Here is a 24,307-nt window from a genome sequence, read left to right as displayed (position 1 = left end):
GCTTTAATTTTCAGTTTTTTTCACATCAAACTTAAAGAGCTGTTTTTTAATCGATTGGTCAATTCTTAACATTCGTCTGTTAATTTGCCGTGTTTATAACTTCAGTCAAATGTTAATTCAATGCACTTGACACATCCCTTTTTTTTACCAAAATTTGTACACCTTTAATTCAATAAGCAATACTTTACTAATTAGCTCAAAAAGAAAGAACTAGCCTTTCAGGGAAATTTTTCCCTCTAATTTTAAAGCACTGAAGAATACAAGGAGTTGAAAATCAAATTTTTAGGCATTTTTTTAAAGAATTATACATGATGAATGAAGAACCAATATTAAAAGAGAATAAAGATCGATTCGTTCTGTTCCCGATTAAGCACAACAATATCTGGGAAATGTATAAAAAAGCAGAAGCTAGCTTTTGGACTGCCGAAGAAATTGACTTAAATCCGGATCTTCAAGACTGGGATAATAAATTAAATGCTGATGAAAAACATTTCATCAAACATGTACTTGCTTTTTTTGCTGCCAGTGATGGTATTGTAAACGAAAATTTAGCCGTGAACTTTATGAATGAAGTTCAGTATCCGGAAGCACGTTGCTTCTATGGCTTTCAAATTATGATGGAGAACATTCACTCCGAAACGTATTCTTTATTAATCGACTCCTACATTAAAGATCCGCAAGAAAAGGATCGCTTATTTCATTCTATCGATACATTGCCATGTGTTGGAAAAAAAGCTGAATGGGCTTTAAAGTGGATCGGTAACGGAACTTTCGCAGAACGACTTATTGCTTTTGCTGCTGTTGAAGGTATTTTCTTCAGCGGAAGTTTCTGCTCCATTTTTTGGTTAAAAAAACGCGGATTAATGCCCGGACTTACGTTCTCAAACGAACTCATCTCGCGTGACGAAGGATTGCACTGCGATTTCGCTTGCCTCTTGTATTCCGAATTAACGAATCAATTGTCAAAAGAAAGAGTCACTGCTATCATTACCAATGCCGTTGAGATTGAAAAAGAATTTGTTTCCGATGCGTTGCCGGTACGTTTGATTGGTATGAATGCAGACATGATGTGCCAATACATCGAGTTTGTTGCCGACCGATTACTAGTTGCCCTTGGATGTGAAAAAGCATACAATGCAACAAACCCATTCGACTTTATGGAATTAATTTCCCTACAAGGAAAAACAAACTTCTTCGAAAAACGTGTTGCCGAATACCAAAAAGCCGGAGTAATGGGCAAAAAGGAAGACAATGTGTTTAAACTAGATGAAGATTTTTAAACAAATTAAAAACAACAACTTAAATTATCTGCCACGTGCGTAAACAAAGCAGGTAATCTTTAGAAACAAAAACAGTACACTAAGCTATTAACTAACTACTCAAACAAACTCTCATTTATGTACGTAATCAAAAGAGATGGCAACCGCGAATCAGTAAAATTTGACAAAGTAACAGCGCGCATCCAAAAGCTTTGCTACGGTTTGGACCCTATCCACGTTACTCCTATCAATGTTGCCATGAAGGTAATTGAAGGAATTTACGAAGGTGTTACAACCAGCGAATTGGATAACCTTGCTGCTGAAACTGCTGCTTCGCTTACCACAAAACACCCCGACTATGCACTATTGGCGTCACGCATAGCTGTGTCTAACTTGCACAAAAACACCAACAAGTCGTTTTCCAAAACCATGGAAGCGCTCTACAACTATATCGATCCGAAAACCGGCAAAAAAGCTCCTTTAATTGCGGATGATGTTCACGAAATCATTCAAAAGAACGCTCAAGAATTGGATTCTACCATCATCTACGACCGCGATTTCGGTTACGATTACTTTGGTTTCAAAACATTGGAACGCTCTTATTTATTGAAAATAAACGGACAAGTGGCAGAACGCCCTCAACACATGATTATGCGTGTGGCTGTTGGTATTCACAAAGATGATATCGCTTCTGCCATCGAAACCTATAACTTAATGTCGGAGCGCTGGTTCACACACGCTACACCTACTTTATTCAACGCTGGAACACCTAAGCCTCAAATGTCGTCTTGCTTCTTATTAACCGTAAAAGAAGACAGCATCGATGGTATTTACGATACGTTGAAATCATGCGCTAAAATTTCACAAAGCGCTGGTGGAATCGGATTGAGCATTCACAACATCCGTGCTACTGGTTCTTACATCCGTGGAACAAATGGAACTTCAAACGGTATCATCCCAATGTTGCGCGTATTCAACGATACTGCTCGTTATGTGGATCAAGGTGGTGGAAAACGTAAAGGTTCTTTCGCGATTTACTTGGAGCCTTGGCATGCAGACATTTATGAATTCCTTGACTTGCGTAAAAACACAGGGAAAGAAGAAGCACGTGCACGTGACTTGTTCACCGCAATGTGGACACCGGATTTATTCATGAAACGTGTTGAAGAAAACAGCACATGGAGTTTGTTCTGCCCGAACGAAGCACCAGGGTTAGCTGATTGTTGGGGAGCTGAATTCGAAGCATTGTACACGCGCTACGAACAAGAAGGAAAAGCACGTAAAACAATTCAAGCACGTGACCTTTGGACTGCCATCATCGAATCACAAATTGAAACAGGTAATCCATACATGTTGTACAAAGATGCTTGTAACTCAAAAAGCAACCAACAAAATTTGGGTACCATCAAGTCGTCCAACTTGTGTACCGAAATTATGGAATACACTTCTCCTGACGAGATTGCCGTTTGTAACTTGGCTTCAATCGCATTGCCTCGCTTTGTGGAAGATGGAAAATTTGATCACCAAAAATTATTCGACATCACGTATGTGATTACGAAAAACTTAAATAAAATCATCGACCGCAATTATTACCCGGTTGCTGAAGCTCGCAACTCCAACATGCGCCACCGCCCTATCGGTATTGGTGTACAAGGATTAGCAGATGCATTCATCTTAATGCGTTTCCCTTTCGATTCTCCTGAAGCAGTTCAGTTGAACAAAGAAATTCATGAGACCATTTATTATGCATCCATGACCGCTTCTAAAGACCTTGCGAAAAAAGATGGTCCTTACGAATCTTACCCTGGATCTCCTGTATCAAAAGGAATTTTCCAATACGATATGTGGAATGTAACACCATCTCCACGTTGGGAATGGGATGTATTAAAAGAAGAAGTAAAACAATACGGTGTACGCAACTCTTTATTATTAGCGCCAATGCCAACCGCTTCTACTTCTCAAATCTTAGGAAACAACGAGTGTTTTGAACCATACACTTCTAACATTTACTCACGCAGAGTATTGTCTGGAGAGTTTGTAATCGTGAACAAACACTTATTGAAAGACTTAGTGAAATTAGGTATCTGGAACGACTCATTGAAAAACAAAATCATTATTGCAAATGGTTCTGTACAAAACATTGCTGAAATTCCTGAAAACGTAAAAGCATTGTACAAAACCGTTTGGGAAATTTCTCAAAAAGTAATCATCAACATGGCGGCTGACCGTGGAGCATACATCTGTCAGTCACAATCGTTGAACTTATTTGTACAAGATGCAAACTTCGCGAAACTTTCTTCAATGCATTTCTACGGCTGGAAAGCGGGATTAAAAACCGGAATGTATTACTTACGTACAAAAGCTGCTGCAGACGCAATTAAATTTACTGCAGATGCTGCTGCTGCCAAAGAAACCACTCCGGAAGTATTAGGCAACGAAGATGTTTTGATCTTAGAACGTCAACAACAAATTTCTGCTGACCGCCAAGCATTATTAGAAGCAGAAGCGAAAAAAGCTGCTGAAGTTGCTGCACAAATAACTTGTTCAATTGATAACAAGGATGATTGTGAAGCTTGTGGAAGTTAGATAAAAACACAACTATAAAAAGTATGAAACCCTCGCAATTTGCGAGGGTTTTATTTTTGGTGCAGTTAATACTCCGCTTAAAATGTTAATAAATTGGCCACCACAAGCTCTCTCAGGCCGCCCCACTGGGGCTTGTTTTTTTATTCGTTTCGGGTTATTGATCGGTCGCTCCTACAAACTTGTTCCTCCTGTATTTTTAACTTAAATTAGTAGAGCAAAATGAAAAGAATCCTTCTTCTCCTTATTCTACTTTTCAACAGTTGGTGTGCTCTTTCACAAAACATCAAAGGCGTTGTGCTGAACAATAAAACTAAAAAACCTGTCCAAGAATGTTTGGTGATTATCAAAGGAACAACACAGACATCTATAACAAACGAAAAAGGAGTATTTGAGTTCGTTAACATCGCTAACCCAAAACAAGAGACAATCGTACTGACTATGTTGGGTTATACAACCATAGAATACAAATTAAATTCTTATAAAAAAGATACATTTTACATTACTCAGAAGGACGTTTTACTTAAAGAGGTGGTAATTTCTGCAAATAAAAAAAATATTCTCAACCCAAAAAATGATGAATCCATTTTAGACTTTGAATTACTGAATGACGGTTTTGTGATTTTAACAGCTGGCACTCCTAAAAACAATTTGCGGCTAATGGATGAAGAGGGAAAGGTAATTACAAGCTTGAAAGTGAATGGAAAAGCAGAAACATTAAAACTGGATTGTATCGGGAACCTCCAATTATTGAGTAATGATAGCGCTTGGCAAGTTTTTTATGATTATAAAAATCTAAATACCCTTAATCCTCATACCAGAAAACACTTCGAGGAAGTATTAGGGAATTGTGTCTGCATGAATAACAACTGTTATTATTTTCAAACCAAAGCTTATCGAAACTTAAGAACAAATTATTTTTATTATACAGAAAATGAGAAAGGTATAAGGCATGAACTTGCTGTTTTAGAAGACACTGATAAAATAAAAAGCTTTGAACTGGATTATAATTTACAGTACTTTTTAGATGCCAGACGCAAATCAAATTACACAATGTACAATGAACCCGTAGATACCATTTTACGAAAGATGGAACAATACAGAACGGAACTTCCATTGGATTGGTCATATAATAATTGGCTTGGAGAAGTAAAAACACAAATGATGAAAATTGATACCAATACATTCATCTTTCATTTTACTGATACTGCTATTTATGATGTTACCAAAAACAATGAACTAAAATTCAAAAGCCAGCTATCTGCTTTTAAACAAAAAAACGTATTGCCCAAAACCTATATTGATAGTGATTACAAAGAAATCTACTTAACGAAATTTGAAGAAAGTACTTTAACTATTATTAAATTTAACATAAATACGGGCATGGAAATATCAAGAACTACCATTTCAAATACTCCATTTTTGCCTAAAAAAATTATTATTAAAAATGGGAATGCATACTTTATTCAAAAAAATCTGGCAGATGAACAATCGTATAAGATTATTAAATATTATTTGAACGAATAGTTTGCGACCTCCATTTTTTATTTACAAGCCCTCATTTTGGCAGTGAGAAGATTTACTTTTGCAAAAAACAATGTAATTAGAGGTGGTCGCAATTTGCGATCCCCTCTAAAACTCAATAATAGTATGGCAAAAAGTAAAGCAGTAGTAAAAGTTCCAGATGAAATAATAATGAATCAAATTTATTATATCAGAGGACAGAAAGTAATGTTGGATAAAGATTTGGCAGATTTGTATGACGTAGACACAAGAAACTTAAATAAAGCTGTTAAGAGAAATATCAAACGTTTTCCAGATGATTTTATGTTTCAATTGACAACCGAAGAGTTTAAAAACTTGATGTTCCAATTTGGAACATCAAGTTGGGGTGGGACAAGAAAAATGCCATTTGCTTATACAGAGCAAGGCGTAGCAATGCTTTCAGGAATTTTGTCTAGCGACAGAGCAATTGCTGTAAACATCCAAATTATGCGAATTTTTACACGCATTCGCCAAATGTTATCTGATAATACTGATTTACGATTGGAAATCGAAAAGATTAAAAAGAAGATGGATAATCATGATAAAAACATTGAACAAGTGTTTCAATACTTGGATGAATTATTAGACAAGAAAGAAAATCCCAAGGATAGAAAACAAATTGGGTATAAGATAAAAGGGAAATAAAAAAGTCCAGACAATAATTGTCTGGACTTTTTTTTAAAATATAATTTCTTCTTATTTAATCACATTAAACTTACTTGCAACAACTGTGTTTCCAACAGTTAATTTTACAAAATAAGCCCCATTTGCTAAATTAGAATTATCAATTTTGATTGAATGTGTTCCTGCTGTTTTGTTTCCTGCATCAACTGTAGAAACCAAGCTTCCAACAATGTTGTAAACTTCAACAGTAACCATCTCTTCAGCATTTAATTTGAAAGATACAGTAGCTGCATCCACAGAAGGATTAGGGAATACAGATAATTCAAATTCATTTTTATCAATTGAATTAACGCCTACTGGATCAGACAATTCATATGCAAACAAAGAAAGACCTTGATTAATACCACCAATTGTTTTTTGACCAGAAACAAATGAATTTGTTATAAATAAACCACCTGCTAAACCTGTTCCAACTCCAGCACCACTCATTAAATCAAGGTTTGTATCGTGGCTTAGTCCGGTTAATGAACCTGTAGCAATTGAAATTTGTTGCAAGGTTGCTCCGGTAGCATCTTGATCATATGCCCATAAATATGGACCACCTGCAGAATATGGATCGTAAGCCAAGCCATAAATTCCTGTCAAACCGTGAGAGGTAGACAAAATAGAAGTTAAAGTTGTACCAGTCATACTCACTGCAGTAATATCAGAACCATAAGAGCCAGTCCAAAATCCACCTGCACCTGCATTTAATGTTGGATCATAGGAAACATATCTGCAATTCGCAACCGAAGTTACAATGGTACTTGTAATTGTTTTTGTTGCAGGATCTACTTGATAAATACTAGATGTATTTGCTCCAATGTAAATGGAGGTACCATTTGTTGTCAAACTTCTCGTTCCAGTAATTCCTGGGATAGTAAAGCTACTAGTCATAACACCTGAAGCATTTAATGTAAACACGGAATCATTTCCCCATTTAGAAACCCAGAATTCAGTTCCCGTCCACAAAGCACCAGCTAATCCTAATGCAGTAGGTTTTGGATCCACATCCAATTGAATTGTCCACAAAGCTCTTTCCGGTGTAGATGGAAGGTTAGAAGGCGTGGGAGCTACTTCACTTTGTTGTGCAATTGCGCTTGCAGAAACAACAAGTAAAGACATAATAAATTGTAATTTTCTTATCATTTTTTTTATTTTTAGTTAGACAAGTCAAATATAGAATAATAATAAAAGCCATTTACTTTCATTAAAAATAGTTTGCGCAAAATTTGAAAAGATCTAGATTTTAAATCATCGTTTAATAATATACGTCAACGAATAAAACTTCCTTTATAAAAGTAAAAACAACACATCGCAGAGGTTCTATCGTAATTTTATTGATTGGTGTAATGCCAAGTTTGCATCAGGATCCGCTCAGGTACGCTCGGATTTGGGGGTCACAAAAAAAGGTGGTCGTAAATTGCGACCACCCTTCATAAATGCTAAAATCTAACGCTATTTTTTCTTCGGCACTTGTTTGTCCATAAAACGCGCAACTGCATCGTTCCATTTGTTTAACAAATTACTTCTGGTTGTATTTAGTTCGTTATTAACCGTATTGTATTCAGCAGACGCTTTATTAAATTCATTCACTGCTGCATTAAATCCATCCACATCTTCTTTTGTTCTTGATTTTGGTGCTTTTGCATCAAAAGCTGTTTTAATTTTTTCAAAATTTTCTTTCTTCACCGCAAAATTGATGATTACAGGCATTTTCGCAGTTGCTTCTTTCTTATAGAATGTAAGCAAATCTTTACAGGTAGTTTTTAATGTCGCATCTCCTTTAAAGGCTTTCAAGGTATCCAGCTTTTTTAAATCTTCTTCCGATACTTTTGCCAATGCATCTGCATTTTGTTTCAATGCATTTACATCGTTTTTGTTTAATGCATCAATCATATAGGCTTCTTGTTTATAGGATTTGAAGAAAATCAAATACGCTATATTGTAATATTTAAAAGCTTCTCCGGCAACTTTCAGATTTTTTTCAATTTTTGATTCATTGTCAATTAAGGTGATGTTGTGTTTTGCAGCAAATGCATCGTATTGTCTATCCACCATGTCACCTGAAGCATTTAACTTCTCGTTTGCTTTTTCTTGTGCCAACATATAAGCTTCCATTGCATCATACGATTGCTCTGAAATTTCTTCCATGTCAACAATTTTAGCGTAATCGTAATTGATGACATTGTAGCTCAACTTCAAATATGCTAATACCGAATCTTTTAAAGTTTTATCTCCTTCAAAAGCACCCATGCTTCTGATTTTATTTTGAGCATCCATGTTGGTTTTCAACACGTCTTTTCTTCTATTTTCAACCTTTTTAGCACTTTTACCATGTGCTACTGCACTTGTATAATCCCACATATCAGCGGTAATAGCTCTAAATTCTTTTGACATTTTTCCGAGATAATCAGCCGCAGTTTGTGCCTGACTTGACATCGAAAAACATACAACTACTGCGAACGTAAATAAAATTGATTTTCTCATGAGGTGTGTTTGTTTAGTTTTTGATAAAAGTAATTAAATCTTTAAGAACGTAATACGTTTCTTCAATATATATGTCCGTTTGAATCGTTTCCAACGAGCGTGTATTGATTTCCTTAGTGAACTCATCAAAATCAATTACTTTCTTGTCGTAAAGATGATTGGCTACCACATAGGTTTTGGAAGAATCGTATAAATGTTGCTCCATTTCCTCTTGCAGCAACTGGATAATTTTTTCATTTTTCTTAAAAAACTGAGGACTCAAAATAATAGCAGTTTCCAAATTGGACATGCTTTTCAAAGAATCGTTAATGGTGTTTAAACGTTTAAAGTTGGTATTTTGCGAAACACGTTCACGGCTTTTAGTATTTAAATCCAATAGTGGCAATGGAGACAAAGGCACGTAGATGACTTTTTTTACAATGCTATCGTTCGAAAGTGCATACGGTGAAGCAGACTCCTTGTAATCTGTGTAAAAATAGGGCTCCAATAAAGGCACATCCGGCATCACGCCTTTTTTCTGATGCGTGGCATTGGTGACTCTATAAAATCCATCCGTAGTAATTTTAATGTATCCTAAACTGCTTTGTGTGTTGGTCAACGCTCCGGAAATCACTTCCGGCAGGCTGTACGTGGTATCAAGGGGAATAATAATCTGACCGGTGGATTTGCCATAGGTTGAACTACCAACAAGTACAGCACGATTATAATCTTGCAGTGTAGCCGAAAATATTTCGGAGGCAGAAGCGCTCATCCCGTTTACCATAATCGCCATTGGGCCATTATACGCTGTTCCACGATTCATGTCTTTTAACAAAACCGGTTTTTCGTTACGTATTTTAAAAATACAGAGAGGACCTTCATTAATAAACAATCCGATTAGTCCCATTGCTTCATGCACCGACCCACCGCCATTGTATCTCAAATCAATAATCAATGCTTCGATATTTTCTTCTTGCAGCTTCACAATTTCCTTTGCTACATCGTTGGCGCAACCTAATGGATTGTTGTTCTCCCATTCCGTATAAAAGCTGGGAAGGGAAATATAACCCACTTTCTTTTCACCGTTTAAGATGTAGCTCTTCACAACATTTTCATCTGAGCGCACTTTTGATTTGATCAATGAAACGTCTTTTATTTGTCCGTTTGTTTTCCGTATGGTAAATTCTGCTTCGTTATCATTAAAGGAATACATCAACTCAGTCGCTTCTTCCGAGCTAACGGCAGTTAAATCGAGTTGTTTCCCATCCTTGGGTTTTACTTTTAAAATGATGTCGCCTTTGTGAAGTTGATTCGATTTCCAAGCAGAACCACCGGGAGTTAAGTATACAATTTCAATTTCACCGGTTTCGTTTTCGTTAAAATAAAAACCGAAAGAAAGTTCACTGGTAGAAATAGAGGATTCAAAATCTTGTTTCTCGGAAGCGGAGAAAAAAGAAGTATGGGGATCAAATATCGAAACAAACTTATTGATGAATTGTGACGACATATAATTTTCATATCCATCTGAATTTTCAAGAATGCGCTTAATTGTACGTTTATTGCGGGTGACAATCTTCGCTCTAACTTCAGCCTCTTTTTTCAACACATCTTTCGGATCCATGGTAAAAGGATCTTCATCCTTATCTTTAGGTGTGTACAACATCTCCAATGTTTGATATTTCATCCATTTGGTCCAACGTTTCACCAGTGCTTTATCATCAACAGAATAATTGATGTCTGCCTTTTTATTTAGAAAGTGAATCGTATCTTTTTCATTAAAATTAAATGGCTTTTCGCCAATAGCAGTAATAATGCTATCAGCATGCAATAAACGCTTTTTATATAAATCGGTAATGGCAGCAAGGTAGTTGGTCGACCGATTTCTTATTTCATCATCCAGTAGATCATCCCATTTTTTCAATTGTTGGATGTCGCTTTTGGTGAAGTAGATTCCGGATGGATCCAGCGACTGAATAAATTCCGAATGAAGCTTCGCAGATAAATCGTTGTTTAAGACCTGTGGTTTATAGTGATATTTTTCCAATACTTTCGCAACCATAAATGCTTGTTCAGCATATCTTTTTTGCGATTCAGTTTGTGAAAAAGTAAAAAGAGGGACAATTGTCAAACAGAAGAATAGCAGAACAGGTTTCTTCCATTCAAACAATAATTTATGGAGCATCGATGAGTAATTTGCACAAATTTAGGAATAACTTGCAAATGAGGCATAAATTAATCGAACAGAAACACTCAACAGTTGATATACCTGCTCACAATCATGTATATTTTCTCAGTTTAAAACTAAGAATGAACTACCTTTGCATATATAAACTAACTTAAATCATCCCTATGAAAAAAATCTACACATTCTTAACAGTATCAACTTTGCTTTTCTCGGCTGCTGCGTTCGGGCAATCAGACAGAGCAAAATCAACAACAAGATTTACTGAAGCACAAAAACAAGAAATTTTAGCTCAAGTTAAATCCGCTCCAACTTCAAATACCATAAAAGTAGGTGGTGGCTTAGGCTCTTGCGATTCACTTAAAGTGGATTCGGTTGCCGGAAACGGATTTCATGGAAACATGTTCGACATCATTGTTGCAACGAACTTTACATTGGAAACATTCAGTGTAAGTGTGGATGCAGGTACATGGAATTTTGCTATTTTTTATAAACTTGGCACTTTTCTAGGCAGTGAAACATCTTCAGCAGGTTGGATCTTTTTAGATTCTGCAAACGTAGTTTCTACGTCAACTACAGCTGGTGTATTTACTAAAGTACCGGTAAACTTAAACATGTCGATGCTTGCTGGAACTACTTACGCATTTTATGTAACTGGAACCAACTCAGGAACACCATTGAACTACACGAACGGAACTACTGTTGGAACTGTTGCTGCTTCCAATTCTTATTTTTCTGTAACAGAAGGTAATGGTGGTGAATACCCATTCAACGTAATCAACAGCCCGCGTATTTTTAACGGAGAAGTATTCTTTTGTGGTGGAATTTCAGGAATTGAAGACAACAATTTGTCAACATTTGAAGTATATCCAAACCCTGCTTCACAATCTGTTTCAGTTGATTTAACTGCATTCAATGGAGAAAAAGTGGTTGTAAGTGTAATGAACACATTGGGTCAACGTTTACAATCAACTGCTGTTGTTGCAAACGGAATTCAAACGTTAAACATTGAAGGATATGCATCCGGAATGTATTTTATTCAAGTAGAAATGAATGGTAAAACATCTACTTCTAAATTGAGCATTAAATAAGCATTGACTTATCCAACTAAAAAGGCGCTGTAATGGCGCCTTTTTAGTTTCAATACTTTATTTTACATTTGAGAGCATCCTTTTTTACATTCTACGTCTATTCAACAAAACAATCTATCTATGAAATCCCCAACTACACATCGCAGAGGCTTTTTAACAACACTTCTTGGTGGCGCAGCCGCATTCGGATTGTCTGCCGCAATTGCACCATTAAAAGCAACAGCTGAAAACGCTCCAACAAAAAGCGATGAAGATGCAGAAAAATGGTTTGCTCAAATGGAAGGCAAAAAGCATAAGATGGTGTTTGACATGACCAAACACAATCATGGTGCTTCCGTCAAATGGGCCCTTACACTAATGGACACATACAATGAGATGGGAATAACCGACAACGAAATTTCTGTAGTACTGGTATTACGATATGCCGGTTTCGGCTTCGCATTTGGTGATCCGTTGTGGAAAAAATATGAATTTGGTAAGCGTATTGATCTAAAAGATGATGAAACAGGAAAGATGGCTTTGAGAAATGTATTTGCAACATGCAAAACAGAAGATGACGAATGCATTGAACTTTTTCAAAAGCGTGGAGGAATGATTTGCGTTTGTGGTAAATCCATTGAAGGAGGGGTAGAAGGACTAGCAGAACTTCTAAAACTAAAAAAAGAAGACGTTCAAAAAGACTTTACAGATAATCTGATACCGGGTGTAAAAATAGTACCGAGTGGGATTTGGGCGCTCAACCGGGTTCAGGAATTGGGTTGCACATTCTGTTTTGGCGGATAAAAAGTATCTTTGTGAATACGGATTAACGGACGTGCAATTGAAAGAAAAAAAGAACATAACAGAAAAAGAAACGTTGCATCCACGCAACAGGCATCGTTCACGTTACGATTTTAAAATGCTGATAAGCGAATATTCTGGACTTTCAGAATTTGTTTATACAAACGAGTATCAAAACGAAACCATCGACTTTTCAAATCCCGATGCAGTAAAAGCGTTGAACAAAGCATTGCTAAAAGCATTCTATCACATTTCATTCTGGGACATTCCTGCAAACTTTCTTTGCCCACCTGTTCCTGGCAGAGCCGATTACATTCATTACATTGCAGATTTACTGAGCACAAGCAACAATGGAACTATTCCGACCGGAAAATCAATCCGGATGCTGGACATTGGTTGTGGCGCAAATTGTATCTATCCAATTATTGCTAACGATGAATATGGATGGAGTGTTGTTGGCTCGGAAATCGAATCGTTGGCGATAGAATCTGCAAAAAAAATTATTCTATCCAATCCCTCATTAATTGGAATAGAGGTCCGCAAACAACCAACTACTTCTGCCACTTTCAAGGGAATCATAAAACCGGAGGAATTTTTTGACGTCACAATCTGTAATCCGCCATTTCATTCTTCGTTAGCAGAAGCAATGGAAGGAGCAACCCGTAAAGTAAAAAATTTGAGTGGTGGGAAAGTAAAAAAAACAATTCTGAATTTTGGAGGTCAGCAGCGCGAACTTTGGTGCAAAGGTGGAGAAAAACAATTTCTATCTACCATGATAAAAGAAAGTGCATTGTTCTCCAGAAATTGTTTGTGGTTCACTTCGCTTGTCTCCAAAAGCAGTAATTTATCAGACATTTATGCCGAATTGGAACATGAAAATGCACATACCGTAAAGACAATCGAAATGAAACAAGGAAATAAAATTAGTCGATTGGTTGCATGGACATTCCTAAACAGTGCACAGCAAGCAGAATGGAGAACAAAACGATTCAACAAGAATTAAATTCGAATACCCAATACTAATACATCATCTACTTGCTCCAGACTTCCTTTCCAGCTCACAAATGTTTGATGTAAAATCTGCTCTTGCTCCTTCATGTTTTTATCTTGTATCGACAGAAACAGATGTTGCATTTGTTTTTTCAAAAACTTTCGTCCATTCGGTCCACCAAACTGATCATAGTACCCATCACTAAATATATAGAGTGAATCACCTTTATGCAGTTGGAGTTTATGATTTGTAAAAGGAGGTTTGCTGTTTGCAAAATTTATCCCTACAGGAAACAAATCTGCTTTCATTTCTTTCAACTCTCCGTTACGAATAATATATAAAGGATTAAATGCTCCCGCATATTGTACTGTTGATTGCTCATGATCGAAATACAACATCGCGACATCCATTCCATCTTTGCTTTCCACATCCATCTTTTGATGAAGTGAATTAATAATATGCTCGCGCAATTGATCTAAAATTTTAGCGGGAGAAATGGAACTGTGTTCATTTATAATTTCATTGAGGAATGCGTTCCCGAGCATGCTCATAAATCCTGCAGGAACACCATGCCCGGTGCAATCTGCAACCGCAACATACAATCCTTTATCCGTTTCTTTATAAAAATAAAAATCCCCACTCACAATTTCTTTCGGTTTGTATAAGATAAAAAAGTCGCGTAACTTTTTCATCATCTCTTCCTTGGGCACAAGTATAGCATCTTGAATGGCCTTTGCATACAAAAGACTATCCGTAATGTCCTTATTCTTTTTGCGAATCTTTTCTTCGTTTGATTTTTTTCTGGTGATGTCTCTGCAAATTCCCGAATTTTTAACCAACTTCCCATTTTCATCATAGATCGGTGAAGATTTTTCAGCAATCCATTTGATTTGCCCGTCAATAAGTATTCGATATTCAATATCATAGGCAACACCGGAATCAATTTTAACATTTGCGTCAACCACAAGTGCCAAATCGTCCTTATGAACAACAATTTTAGAGCTTCGTCCTTCATAAAAAAACTGTTGTGACAAACCAAGAATAGAGAGGCAATTCGGACTGATGTATTCGTATTTTTTTTCTACAATATTGTATAAATAGAACACATCCGTGATGGTCTCTGTAATGAGTTTAAATTTACGCTCACTCACAGCGAGTGTTTCAAAGGCTGTTTCTATTTTCCTATTTTTTTCATCCAGCTCCAAATTCGATTTTTGTTTTTGTTTATATCCCCTAAAAAGAATAATCAAAAGAATTAAAACCAGTCCGGAGCCAATCAAAGATGCATTTCGAATGGTTGTTTGTTCTTCCGCTTTTGCCTTCTCCTTAAGAATTTCGGAATCTTTTAACAATTGTTTTTGGCGGTCCAGCTGTTGCTCTAAATCGTGCTTTACACCGGAAAGATTATAATCGTTTTTTTGCTCTTTCGCACGAATCGAGTCATTCAACAAAATTGCTGCTTTATAAAACTCATTTGATTTCGCCATTTCACCCAAAGAAGAATAGGAAAAAGCTAATCCTCTGTTAACCTCAAACATCACATCAAAATTGTTTTTTTGTTTTACACCAATTGCATATGCTTTCAATAGATAATCCAACCCTTTTTTATGGTCATGAAAACGAGTGCTGTAATCATTCCCTAAGCGAGCAGATAAATAAACAATATTATCGATACTGCCGGATTGCTCTGCGATTTTTAATCCATCTAATCTCAACTCCAAACCTTTGTTATATTCCCCGAGAAGATCGTATACACGTGAAGTTTCATTTAAGGAAGATGCAATTTCAGAGGGAGAACCAAGTCGTTTACGAATCTCTAAACTTTGCAAATAATATTTTAAAGCGATTTGATTATTCCCTGTAGAGCCTTTGTATGAACCTTCATAAATATTGCCAAGAGCGCTCAATGCATAAGAAGCAGAGAGTTCGTCTTGGGTTTCAATAGCCATTGTATAGCTTTTTTTATAGAAGCTTTCAGCCATAAACGAATCGTGAGGCCGGTAGACAAAACCGATATAGCGATAAGCGCTGATTAATATTTTTTTATCCTTTATTTCCTCCGCACTTACAATTGCTTTCATCAAATAAGAAAGAGAAACATCTTCTTTGCCATCAAAATAATAATAACGACCAATATCTAACAATGACAATGCAACACCTCGTTTATTGCCATTACGCTGCGCAATGTCTAATGCCTTTAATGAATAATTAAGTGAGTCTGTCGTTTGTGATAACTGGTGGAGCACTTCCACTTTGATACTATCATTTTTGATAGTAGTTAAAATTGTGCGAAGAGAGTCTGCTGGATTTTGTTTGGAAAAAACTTCCAAACCAAAAAACATAAAAAGAAAAATGTTAAAAATTAAAAATTGCTTTTTCAAAAATATCGTTTTAGTAAACTCTAATTGCAATAACTATTCGTCCAATTCGACTATTTCAATAGGAAAACTAATGATTTTAGAAATGCGTAGTGCATCTTCAATGCTCTCCTCATCATCTTTTTGATGAAACCATTTAATAACTAATTTTTTATTACTCTGAAGAACATCCTTCGATCGCTCGAAAAAATAGAATAATAACTTAATGAATACCGAGTTGTAATAATCCAACTGAAGCTCAATGACTGTCGTCTGTTGAGGTTCTTTTAGATACTCTTCCAGCCAAGCACTCATCTGTTTATAATACTGTGTAATGTCACCTGAATAAGCGCGACCGGCAACTTTAAGAACTCCCGTTTGGGAGTTAAAGTTTATCTCAGGTGTTTCAACCGACCGCTCTATTAGTAAATTATTCATATAAAGTCGGGGTTAAATGTCGGTAAAGTAAATAGAGTAGTTTTAAATATCATCAATTGCATCCGTAATTTATATCAAAATGTACATGGCGTTTACCAAACGCATCACTAAAGATAATACATTTTATGATACAATATATACTCTTCATTTTTTTGCCACAGTTGATTCGATATCGGGTAGGGTTCGATAGTATTCGTAACGTTTTAAAATCTCCTTAATATATAAATAGGTTTCCTGCCCGCGACAATAGCCACACTTTACAATCGGATCGTTATAAATGAGTGGATTGGATTTCTGCAAAATCATGTTTTCCACATTTCCCGTCCATACGTTTTGCTTTTTTCCATATTTACGAGCTAGGTTACGGGCATCAATAATATGACCCAATCCGGCATTGTAAGAGGCCAACACAAACTTGATTCGTTCCGGCTTATCAGGAACTTGTCGCTTCCAATAGTTGTCCAGGTCCAAAATAAAACTTGTACCAGCCTTTAAACTCTGCTCTGCCGTTGCATCTGTGGTGTCTAAGCCATAATGTTTGGCTGTAGACGGGATGAGTTGCATAAACCCATTGGCTCCAGCCCAGGAACGTGCGGTTGGAGAAAAATGTGATTCCTGATAAACCAGAGAGGCTAAAAGTTGCCAGTCCCAATCAATCTTTTTACTATAAACCTTTATTAGTTCATCATACTCAGAAATAATACCTCCCGAATGTGCGCGAGTTTTCTCAATTCCATTTCCATACGCCTTTTTCTTTTTAAAATATTTTGCATACAATTTAATATTGTCATCTGTCATTTTTCGTTTTTCAATCCATGCATTTAATGCAGCAAGTAATTCTGGCGATTGCTTTCGAATTGCCCAAGCTATTTTCTGAGGAAAGCTGATGGGGGTTTCTACATCCAGATTTGAAAAATACGTTTGATTATTCAATGCAATATTTTCATCAGCGATCGTATAATCAATTTGCCCGTTTGCAACCATGCTTATCAACTGTTCTGTATTTATTTCTCCCGGTGCTTCCACAATGTTTATTTTTTCACCGATTTCCTCAGACAAACTTTTTAATCGCGAATAAAAAGAAGAACCTTTTCTTACAAACACATTTTTACCACTTAAATCAACCGTACTGCGAATCACTTTTGCGGTCAATTCTTTGGATGACATATTCTCCCACCCTTCAGGCTTACGCTGCACAAGTACTTGTTGTGTAAATAATAACGGCATCGAAAAATCTACAACAGCTGAACGCTCTTTGGTAACAGTTAAGTTAGCAGCAATGATATCTACTTCACACGTGTTCAATTGATTAAAAATTGTATCCATATTTTTTGCAACAACAATTTTTAATTGAACGCCAATTTCTTTCGCAAATAAACGCAACTGCTCATATTCATATCCCAAGGAATCACCTTTATAAATATAAAAACTGGTAGAAGAGTTATCAGTAAGGGCAACGATCGCTCCGCGTTTCTTAATTTGAGTTAAATCGTAGGTATTGGAGGGCACAAGACAGCTTTGTGTATTTTGATTATTGCTAAAACGCGACAAACAAATACAAACAATTCCTATGAGAACAAACAAGGAAAAAATTATTTTATTTCGGGCATATGCAAAAGTCATACTACCTCCTTTTAATAAAGAACGATACCACCTCTACGTTAATAAAACGACTTTGTTTCTTAAAAAGATGACTTTTATTGAATCTTTTTCTTATTTTTACTACACATCCCCAGGAGATAAACCACATCCTTATGAAAAAGAACCTGGCCCTTTTCGTTTTACTTTTTGTTTCCGCAATTTCAACTGCACAAAAAGATAAAGTCTACCGGTCGTTTGAAGAAGCATTCAAAAATCCGGCACAAGTTTATCAGCTAAAAGTTACATTCAAAAAGTTGGATTCTGTTCCGCAGAACATTTACAAATTGGTGAATTTGCAAAAACTTGATTTGAGTAACAACGATTTTAAAACACTGCCTACAGAACTTTTTATGCTGTCCAATTTGAAAGAGCTTATTCTTTTTAGAAATAAGCTAACGGAAGTTCCGGCAGCAATTGGAAACTTAAAAAAACTGGAAAAGTTAATTTTGAGTAGCAATAAACTCAAGGCAATACCTGCAAGCATTGGTGAATTAACCAATTTAATTGAGCTTTCTGTAAAAGACAATTTATTAAAATCCGTGCCCAGCGAAATTTGCAACTTAAAAAATCTACAACAACTTTTTTTATCCTACAATGATATCAAAGCATTGCCGGACAGTCTTGGAAATCTTGTCAACTTAGAACATCTATACATCGGAAATAATGATTTGCTTACATTGCCCTTTTCTCTTTCAAAACTAATTAACTTAAAATATTTTTACCTCGGCAGAAATGAATTAATGGAAGTTCCTTCGGCAATTTGTAATATGACCCGCTTAAAAGAATTAGACCTCTCCTATTGCGGGGCATTAGGCTTTTTGCCTAGTTGTTTAAAAAACATTGCACTTTTGGATGTATTGATAATGGATGCAAGTCAAACATTGCCGTTTTCAGAGTCCCGATTTCATAACCCTTCTCTCAAAGTAATTATTCAATAACATGGACATTATTAAAACAAACCGACTTGAAATTGTAGAGATTACAATTGAAGATACACCTTTCATTTTTGAATTGCTTAACACTCCTTCATGGATAAAATTTATTGGCGATAGAGGAATAAAAACAGAGAATGATGCAAAAAATTATATCTTAAATAAATTTCTTCCCGCCTATTCAACATCCTGGTTTGGCTTTCGATTGGTAAGAATGAATGATAGCAAAACACCCATTGGAATTGCCGGACTTGTGAAACGCGATGCCTTGGAACACATTGACATTGGATTTGCATTTTTACCTCAATACGAAGGGAAAGGATACGGCTTCGAATCGGCTGCTGCTATCATGGAATATGCCGAAACCACCTTAGGAATAAAAACAATCGCAGGTATCACCAATGCCGACAATACACGCTCTATTGCGCTCTTAGAAAAACTAGGATTGCGTTACCAAAAAATGATTCTGCTTCCCAATGAAACCGAAGAAATTATGTTGTTTTTAAAACAATAATCTGTAATTTTAATTTTGGCAAACAAATTGTTATTGGAACACAAACAAAAACAAACATGAAAAAAATTACACTCGCTCTCTTTTTATCCTTTGGTATTTCTTCCCTTGCACAAAACATTGATTATTCAAATGTTAAAGTTGACTATATCCGACTTCCTTTAAAACCGGTGAGCAAAGACATAAAAATTATCAATCGTTAATTATTGCAGATTATTTAGGTAAATTAGAACAACAAAAAGCAGAGTACCAAAATGCTACAGCGAAAGCAGAAACCGATTATCAACAAGCATTAAAACAATATTGGGTAAAAAGAAATCAAGATTCTCTTTTATATGAGAATAGCTTAAATGTTTGGTTTCGACTTACACCTCAGCAGCAAGCCGTAACACCTCGCCCTCTAATGCCTTCTTCTAATGTTCCGGTAAAAGCTACTCCTAGCCCACTCGTATTAGAAAAAACGTTTGACACCGAATTACTTGCCTCTACAAATATTAAATTGGAAGGGTTTAACAAGCTTCCCGAAAAAGCACTCATCATTCAATTAAACCTTTCAGGATTTGAAAAAGATGAAGCAAAAAGTACCACTCAAAAAAAACAAATCAAAAGAGCAGACGGAAAAACTGTTGACTCTACTGTTTTTGTTTATCAATTCAATTATCGACACATCATCAAAGCCAAAATCATTCAACCGGATGGGAAATTTATAATGGACGAAGCTTACGGTCCTTCGCTTGGTTTTAGTACTTACACTTCTAAGTTTTTCGCGAATCAGTTGGATTTGGATAATTATTGGAAAACAGCTCAAGCCAATGAGATTAGCAGTATTCAAGAAAAAATTGTGCTGGATCATTTAAAATCGTTCAACGAAATGATTAACAGTGATTATGGATACGTTCCACAAACACGAATGGTTGTTGTTGGCTATGTGAACGAAAAAAAATTGTACGATGATTTTAAAGATGCATTAAACAATGCTAAAAACGGATACGCCATTATCGGTAAAAAAGAAACTGCTGCACAAGGTGAAGAGTATTTGAAAAAAGCTGTTGCAACCTGGGAGGCAGCCATGAAAGAAAGCAATCCAACCAACAAAAAAGCACGCGTTGATGAAGATGTTACAGAATGTTTATTGATGGATTTATCTGAAGCGTATGTATGGCTAAATGATTTTACGAAAGCGCAAGAATGTTTAACAAAATTGGATGCCTTTAAGTTATCCATGAAAGAAAAAAATATCAAAGCAGGAACAAGAGCTTTTTTGTTGGATCAAACCAATCGAGTAACAGCAGCAAACAAGAATTAAAAATAAGCTCTTACTTGTGCTCCACCGGTATGAATCACTTTGGTACCTTCTGATTTGCGCCCGTCATACGTTAAACTTAACTGTAAATTATTTGACAAGGTGCGCTGATACGCAACGCCCCAAGTGATGTTCTGTCCGGTTTTTAAAGCATCTAACATTTCAAATGCAAGCGAGGTGTTTTGAGTCCCATCAAATTTGATGCGAATAAAATTTGCTTTCACATTTAAACTTCCTTTTTGCAAAACGTTGTATTTGATTTCTGCGCCATAATCTTGCAACGCTGCTTTTTGCCCTCCCAACTCTTGTCTGTTCTTTTTCTCTGTATATCGGAACGAAACGCTTGCTCTAAATGCCGTATTGGGCTGATAGTTTAATTTCGGTTCCGCTTCGTAATAGGTAATTGAATAATCGCGCGTTGAAAAATATTGTGAACTGCTTTTCTTAATCCCATCCTTATACGCCAGATTCCAACTAAACTCTTTGCTCATGTTCCAACGCAAACGTGCTTCTTTAAAAATATTCGTTCGAGCATCAAATCCGTTTACCAGCAAAGCTTTGTTTCGTGCATCCTGATAGGTTAGATCTAATCCAAAAACCGGACTCAATTGATTTATAAACAATGTATTTCTAAAAGAAGAATTCAAGGTCACGAGTGTGCTATCATCGGTTTCCGCTAAAAATGGATTATAGGCTTTCGCTAAATCACTTTCAATGGATTTGCGATCAATGCGATAAGAAGCCTGATTAGAAAAGCGAGCAACAAATTTTTTAAATCCTTTTTTATTTGCCCACAAAGCTGCCGGTTTGATTGTAAGCGTTTGGCTGAATTGATTGCTATATACTTTTATATAATCGTTGGTGGGAGTATACACTTTAATATAGTCCGCAGTATTAGGAAACGTTGCTATTTCAAATTCATCCAATTCTTTTATTCCGTTTTCGTTGTAATCGTTCCAAACATAAACTCCTTGCCCGACTGCCACCAAAATATACGAGAACTCTTTCTTGATTTCTAAACCTGAACCAATTTCATAAAATGTACTTGAATAAATCAATCCTTTCCACAATCGAAAATTATATTCAGCACGTGCAACTAATGAATTGTCGGGCTTTTGAATCGTTAGTAGCGGATCTTTTATTCGCAATGCTCTGTATGCAGCATTTAATTTCAATTGATTATTACTATTCTTTATCAAATCTAAAAAGCCTCCATAACTCTCTGCAAAGGCCGTTGTCACCAAATTGGTTGCTCCGGAAATATTTCTAACGGCATAATCTGTTCGCTGTTTATAGTTGACACCATATCTATTTTTAGTGGTATCCGCATTTTGTATGTAGGCTTGCCATTCCCAGAATTTATAGCTATTTGATAACAATGAATCTTTATTACTTAATGCAAATTTATTTTGCTCAAACTCATCTTTTAAACCTACAGTCAACCATTTTATTTTTTGCGAGATTCCACTTTTATGACGATAAAAATTGGTGTTAGTTGTGCTAGCTGAGTTTAATAAACTTCCATCGTACTGAACAGCAAACCCTTTTTTATTTGCAGCAAGATTCGCAACATGTTTGTTGGCATTGTATTTATTCCCTTCCAAAAATGCATTAAAACGATAACCAATCATTCCGGTTCCTTTTTCTCCAATCCAACAGCCGCTCCCACGATATGCTGGTCGGCCGATTGCAACACGGTGCCTCTATTCCAGTCGCGTTCAAACTCCACACTTCGATAGCGTTCAATCGGAGAAAAATTCAACTGAACAAACTCATAATTCACATTCGTCAATAATACAAATGGTGTTAAGGTATCGTTTTTCGAAAGTGGTTTCGCATTATCAAAATTTAGTTTCATCCCATAACCCACATCATCTTTACTATCCACCGATGAAAACGTATTGATGTCATTTTTCGTGAGCACACCTTCCACCGAAAGTCGCGTATTCTTATTAAATGCATAATCAAACCCTGCGGTCACCATTTGCTTTTGTTTCGGAGTTACCAATTGAACAATTGGTTCATAATTTCCATTTGGGATATTGGTTATCGTATCGGGCATCACCCATTGAAACACTTTTCCATTTGCACTGGAAGTAATCTGAATGTAATTTCCTCTGTTCGCTCCAACATTACTATACGTTACACGATAATGTGCACTATCACTGTTGGTGCTATATTCAAATATATTAGGAAATAGTTGCGTGCCAATAAGTGTATCTTTTTTATGATACAGCACTTCATTGTTATTGAATGCAACACTGTCGAAGCTCGGGCTCACGGCCAGTGAAAGGGTGTCTCCAATTTCAGACAATAAGATTCTTTGTTCGGGCGATAAATCCTGCTGCAACGGTTGATTTTTACTGTCTTGTTCCGAATAAACATGCAAGTGTAATTTTAACTTGTTTTGTTCGTATTCATTTGCAAAATGCAAAAGGGAACGTGCGTAGTTTTTATCCGAATATTGAAACTCCACAACAATTCGTTTGTCTTTGGTGATGAGTTGTTTTGCCGTAAATGTAATTTCGGAAGTATTGTAATTAATAACATAATCATTCTCTTGCCCTCTATCCAATAGCCTTCCGTCAATGTACACTTTTTCTGTCCCGGATAAAATAATAATGAAAGGTTCGTTTTCAGCACCACGCAAACGATAAGGACCTTGATTGTTTTCTATCCCAATGATTTGATTTCTTGCAAACTTTCCGCGTGAAACAGCAGCACTCAAGCCCGTTTTAAAGAGACCCTGTTTTTTTAAATCTTTCTGCTCTACATTTGTTTTTTGAATGGTAGAGAAACTAACGCCTTGTGCTTTTTTATTAAAATTCATAAAATATCCATACGGACGAGCCATCTGAAAATCTCCGGCAATGAGTTTTGTTTTTTGATTCGAAAGTTGAATAAATACTTTATCGAATTCTTGCAACTGTTGTGTATTCCCATCCGGTTGAATCGGAATATTGTTATCTGTAGCCGCTAACAGAATATCTACATTGTTATTCAAATGTCCCGACAACTGCAAGTTTAAGCTGGAGTTCACCACCACATCCTGATTGTTACCAAAAGAGATTCCGCGTGAAATACTTCCACTTTTATTCAAGCCATCCATCTTAAAAATATCATCGTTTTTTGATTCGATGGTATAACTAAACGGATTTCGGTTACCACTTAAATCAGGTTTAATGCGATTCGCATCTTTGTGTTTTGTTTCAGAGGAAAATAAATAGGGAAATGTTTTATAGGAAGTAAGGAGATTATCTTTAGAAATGCCTTGCTCCTTCATTTTTTTGGTGTTCAAAATTACAATCCCTTCAGCATGATTCAACTGATAAAAAGAAGTATCCAACTGCATTCCCGAAGTGGTGGCAAGTTTGAAAGAGCCGGGAATCAAACTCAAAGAATCAAGCTGAATGGTATCCGAAACGACCATTAATTTCTTAATGCGGCTGCTCCCTGCATATTGCGAATAACCGCTTACACAGAGAAAAACAAACACGAACATCACTATAATTTTACGCACGAACACAGAATTAAAAGTACAAATTATGTACGAACAATGAAT

General features: G+C 36.1%; 19 protein-coding genes. 11 read left to right on the top strand and 8 right to left on the bottom strand.

What is annotated here, in order from left to right; genetic code table 11:
* Positions 1-308: 308 nt before the first annotated feature.
* The 4 genes from IPP64_01515 to IPP64_01500 all read left to right on the top strand — a co-directional run bounded on the left by IPP64_01515 (position 309) and on the right by IPP64_01500 (position 6,032).
* Positions 309-1,280 (top strand): ribonucleotide-diphosphate reductase subunit beta, encoded by a 972-nt coding sequence (locus tag IPP64_01515; protein MBL0328113.1) that lies wholly within the window; start codon positions 309-311, stop codon positions 1,278-1,280.
* 117 nt (positions 1,281-1,397) lie between these two features.
* On the top strand, positions 1,398-3,845 hold the full coding sequence (locus tag IPP64_01510) for a ribonucleoside-diphosphate reductase subunit alpha (protein MBL0328112.1): 2,448 nt from the start codon (positions 1,398-1,400) through the stop codon (positions 3,843-3,845).
* Between the two features lie 219 nt (positions 3,846-4,064).
* Positions 4,065-5,369, top strand: a complete 1,305-nt coding sequence (locus IPP64_01505) for a carboxypeptidase-like regulatory domain-containing protein (GenBank protein MBL0328111.1) — start codon at positions 4,065-4,067, stop codon at positions 5,367-5,369.
* A 123-nt stretch (positions 5,370-5,492) separates the two neighbouring features.
* Entirely contained in the window at positions 5,493-6,032 is a 540-nt protein-coding gene (locus tag IPP64_01500) for an ORF6N domain-containing protein (GenBank protein ID MBL0328110.1), read from the top strand.
* 51 nt (positions 6,033-6,083) lie between these two features.
* Here IPP64_01500 and IPP64_01495 read toward each other — a convergent pair whose 3' ends face one another.
* The 3 genes from IPP64_01495 to IPP64_01485 all read right to left on the bottom strand — a co-directional run bounded on the left by IPP64_01495 (position 6,084) and on the right by IPP64_01485 (position 10,701).
* Entirely contained in the window at positions 6,084-7,199 is a 1,116-nt protein-coding gene (locus IPP64_01495) for a T9SS type A sorting domain-containing protein (protein MBL0328109.1), read from the bottom strand.
* 309 nt (positions 7,200-7,508) lie between these two features.
* A complete protein-coding gene (locus IPP64_01490; protein ID MBL0328108.1) occupies positions 7,509-8,540 on the bottom strand; it encodes a hypothetical protein in 1,032 nt (343 codons plus the stop codon).
* A 13-nt stretch (positions 8,541-8,553) separates the two neighbouring features.
* On the bottom strand, positions 8,554-10,701 hold the full coding sequence (locus tag IPP64_01485; protein ID MBL0328107.1) for a carboxy terminal-processing peptidase: 2,148 nt from the start codon (positions 10,699-10,701) through the stop codon (positions 8,554-8,556).
* Positions 10,702-10,868: 167 nt separating this feature from the next.
* On the opposite strand from IPP64_01485, the gene IPP64_01480 reads away from it, so the two are divergent.
* The 3 genes from IPP64_01480 (at position 10,869) to rlmF (ending at position 13,575) form a co-directional block, all read left to right on the top strand.
* The gene (locus tag IPP64_01480) at positions 10,869-11,792 is read left to right on the top strand and encodes a T9SS type A sorting domain-containing protein (protein ID MBL0328106.1); all 924 of its coding nucleotides are present in this window, start codon (positions 10,869-10,871) and stop codon (positions 11,790-11,792) included.
* A gap of 120 nt (positions 11,793-11,912) precedes the next feature.
* Complete coding sequence (locus IPP64_01475) at positions 11,913-12,575, top strand: hypothetical protein (protein MBL0328105.1); 663 nt, start codon at positions 11,913-11,915, stop codon at positions 12,573-12,575.
* A gap of 37 nt (positions 12,576-12,612) precedes the next feature.
* Positions 12,613-13,575, top strand: coding sequence for a 23S rRNA (adenine(1618)-N(6))-methyltransferase RlmF (gene rlmF, locus IPP64_01470; GenBank protein MBL0328104.1), 963 nt, complete (start codon positions 12,613-12,615; stop codon positions 13,573-13,575).
* Here rlmF and IPP64_01465 read toward each other — a convergent pair.
* From IPP64_01465 to IPP64_01455, 3 genes are all read right to left on the bottom strand, one after another.
* Positions 13,572-15,944 (bottom strand): SpoIIE family protein phosphatase, encoded by a 2,373-nt coding sequence (locus IPP64_01465; protein MBL0328103.1) that lies wholly within the window; start codon positions 15,942-15,944, stop codon positions 13,572-13,574. The genes rlmF and IPP64_01465 overlap by 4 nt on opposite strands.
* 33 nt (positions 15,945-15,977) lie before the next feature.
* Complete coding sequence (locus IPP64_01460) at positions 15,978-16,358, bottom strand: DUF1987 family protein (GenBank protein ID MBL0328102.1); 381 nt, start codon at positions 16,356-16,358, stop codon at positions 15,978-15,980.
* Between the two features lie 144 nt (positions 16,359-16,502).
* Positions 16,503-17,981: a transporter substrate-binding domain-containing protein gene (locus IPP64_01455; protein MBL0328101.1), complete on the bottom strand. Its 1,479-nt coding sequence runs from the start codon at positions 17,979-17,981 to the stop codon at positions 16,503-16,505.
* Between the two features lie 131 nt (positions 17,982-18,112).
* Between IPP64_01455 and IPP64_01450 the strand changes: the two genes are divergently transcribed.
* From IPP64_01450 to IPP64_01435, 4 genes are all read left to right on the top strand, one after another.
* Positions 18,113-18,937 (top strand): leucine-rich repeat domain-containing protein, encoded by an 825-nt coding sequence (locus IPP64_01450; GenBank protein MBL0328100.1) that lies wholly within the window; start codon positions 18,113-18,115, stop codon positions 18,935-18,937.
* Between the two features lies 1 nt (position 18,938).
* Positions 18,939-19,445: a GNAT family N-acetyltransferase gene (locus IPP64_01445; GenBank protein MBL0328099.1), complete on the top strand. Its 507-nt coding sequence runs from the start codon at positions 18,939-18,941 to the stop codon at positions 19,443-19,445.
* A gap of 56 nt (positions 19,446-19,501) precedes the next feature.
* Positions 19,502-19,645 carry a hypothetical protein gene (locus tag IPP64_01440; GenBank protein MBL0328098.1) on the top strand — a complete coding sequence of 48 codons (144 nt, stop codon included), beginning with the start codon at positions 19,502-19,504 and terminating at the stop codon, positions 19,643-19,645.
* Between the two features lie 200 nt (positions 19,646-19,845).
* The gene (locus IPP64_01435; protein MBL0328097.1) at positions 19,846-20,748 is read left to right on the top strand and encodes a hypothetical protein; all 903 of its coding nucleotides are present in this window, start codon (positions 19,846-19,848) and stop codon (positions 20,746-20,748) included.
* Here the strand turns inward: IPP64_01435 and IPP64_01430 are convergent.
* The gene (locus IPP64_01430; GenBank protein MBL0328096.1) at positions 20,745-22,376 is read right to left on the bottom strand and encodes a hypothetical protein; all 1,632 of its coding nucleotides are present in this window, start codon (positions 22,374-22,376) and stop codon (positions 20,745-20,747) included. The two genes, IPP64_01435 and IPP64_01430, sit on opposite strands and share 4 nt — an antisense overlap.
* Complete coding sequence (locus IPP64_01425) at positions 22,373-24,265, bottom strand: hypothetical protein (protein MBL0328095.1); 1,893 nt, start codon at positions 24,263-24,265, stop codon at positions 22,373-22,375. The genes IPP64_01430 and IPP64_01425 overlap by 4 nt, the downstream gene beginning before the upstream one ends.
* Between the last annotated feature and the right edge of the window lie 42 nt (positions 24,266-24,307).

The organism is Bacteroidota bacterium (genome assembly GCA_016722565.1).
GTDB lineage: Bacteria > Bacteroidota > Bacteroidia > 2-12-FULL-35-15 > 2-12-FULL-35-15 > 2-12-FULL-35-15.
This window is presented reverse-complemented; position numbering and strand designations above follow the sequence as displayed.

Excerpts from the sequence above, each read along its gene's own strand:
- IPP64_01515 (MBL0328113.1), top strand. The coding sequence starts at position 309 with ATGATGAATGAAGAACCAATATTAAAAGAGAATAAAGATCGATTCGTT.
- IPP64_01510 (MBL0328112.1), top strand. The coding sequence starts at position 1,398 with ATGTACGTAATCAAAAGAGATGGCAACCGCGAATCAGTAAAATTTGAC.
- IPP64_01505 (MBL0328111.1), top strand. The coding sequence starts at position 4,065 with ATGAAAAGAATCCTTCTTCTCCTTATTCTACTTTTCAACAGTTGGTGT.
- IPP64_01500 (MBL0328110.1), top strand. The coding sequence starts at position 5,493 with ATGGCAAAAAGTAAAGCAGTAGTAAAAGTTCCAGATGAAATAATAATG.
- IPP64_01495 (MBL0328109.1), bottom strand. The coding sequence starts at position 7,199 with ATGATAAGAAAATTACAATTTATTATGTCTTTACTTGTTGTTTCTGCA.
- IPP64_01490 (MBL0328108.1), bottom strand. The coding sequence starts at position 8,540 with ATGAGAAAATCAATTTTATTTACGTTCGCAGTAGTTGTATGTTTTTCG.
- IPP64_01485 (MBL0328107.1), bottom strand. The coding sequence starts at position 10,701 with ATGCTCCATAAATTATTGTTTGAATGGAAGAAACCTGTTCTGCTATTC.
- IPP64_01480 (MBL0328106.1), top strand. The coding sequence starts at position 10,869 with ATGAAAAAAATCTACACATTCTTAACAGTATCAACTTTGCTTTTCTCG.
- IPP64_01475 (MBL0328105.1), top strand. The coding sequence starts at position 11,913 with ATGAAATCCCCAACTACACATCGCAGAGGCTTTTTAACAACACTTCTT.
- IPP64_01460 (MBL0328102.1), bottom strand. The coding sequence starts at position 16,358 with ATGAATAATTTACTAATAGAGCGGTCGGTTGAAACACCTGAGATAAAC.
- IPP64_01455 (MBL0328101.1), bottom strand. The coding sequence starts at position 17,981 with ATGACTTTTGCATATGCCCGAAATAAAATAATTTTTTCCTTGTTTGTT.
- IPP64_01450 (MBL0328100.1), top strand. The coding sequence starts at position 18,113 with ATGAAAAAGAACCTGGCCCTTTTCGTTTTACTTTTTGTTTCCGCAATT.
- IPP64_01445 (MBL0328099.1), top strand. The coding sequence starts at position 18,939 with ATGGACATTATTAAAACAAACCGACTTGAAATTGTAGAGATTACAATT.
- IPP64_01440 (MBL0328098.1), top strand. The coding sequence starts at position 19,502 with ATGAAAAAAATTACACTCGCTCTCTTTTTATCCTTTGGTATTTCTTCC.
- IPP64_01435 (MBL0328097.1), top strand. The coding sequence starts at position 19,846 with ATGCCTTCTTCTAATGTTCCGGTAAAAGCTACTCCTAGCCCACTCGTA.
- IPP64_01430 (MBL0328096.1), bottom strand. The coding sequence starts at position 22,376 with ATGATTGGTTATCGTTTTAATGCATTTTTGGAAGGGAATAAATACAAT.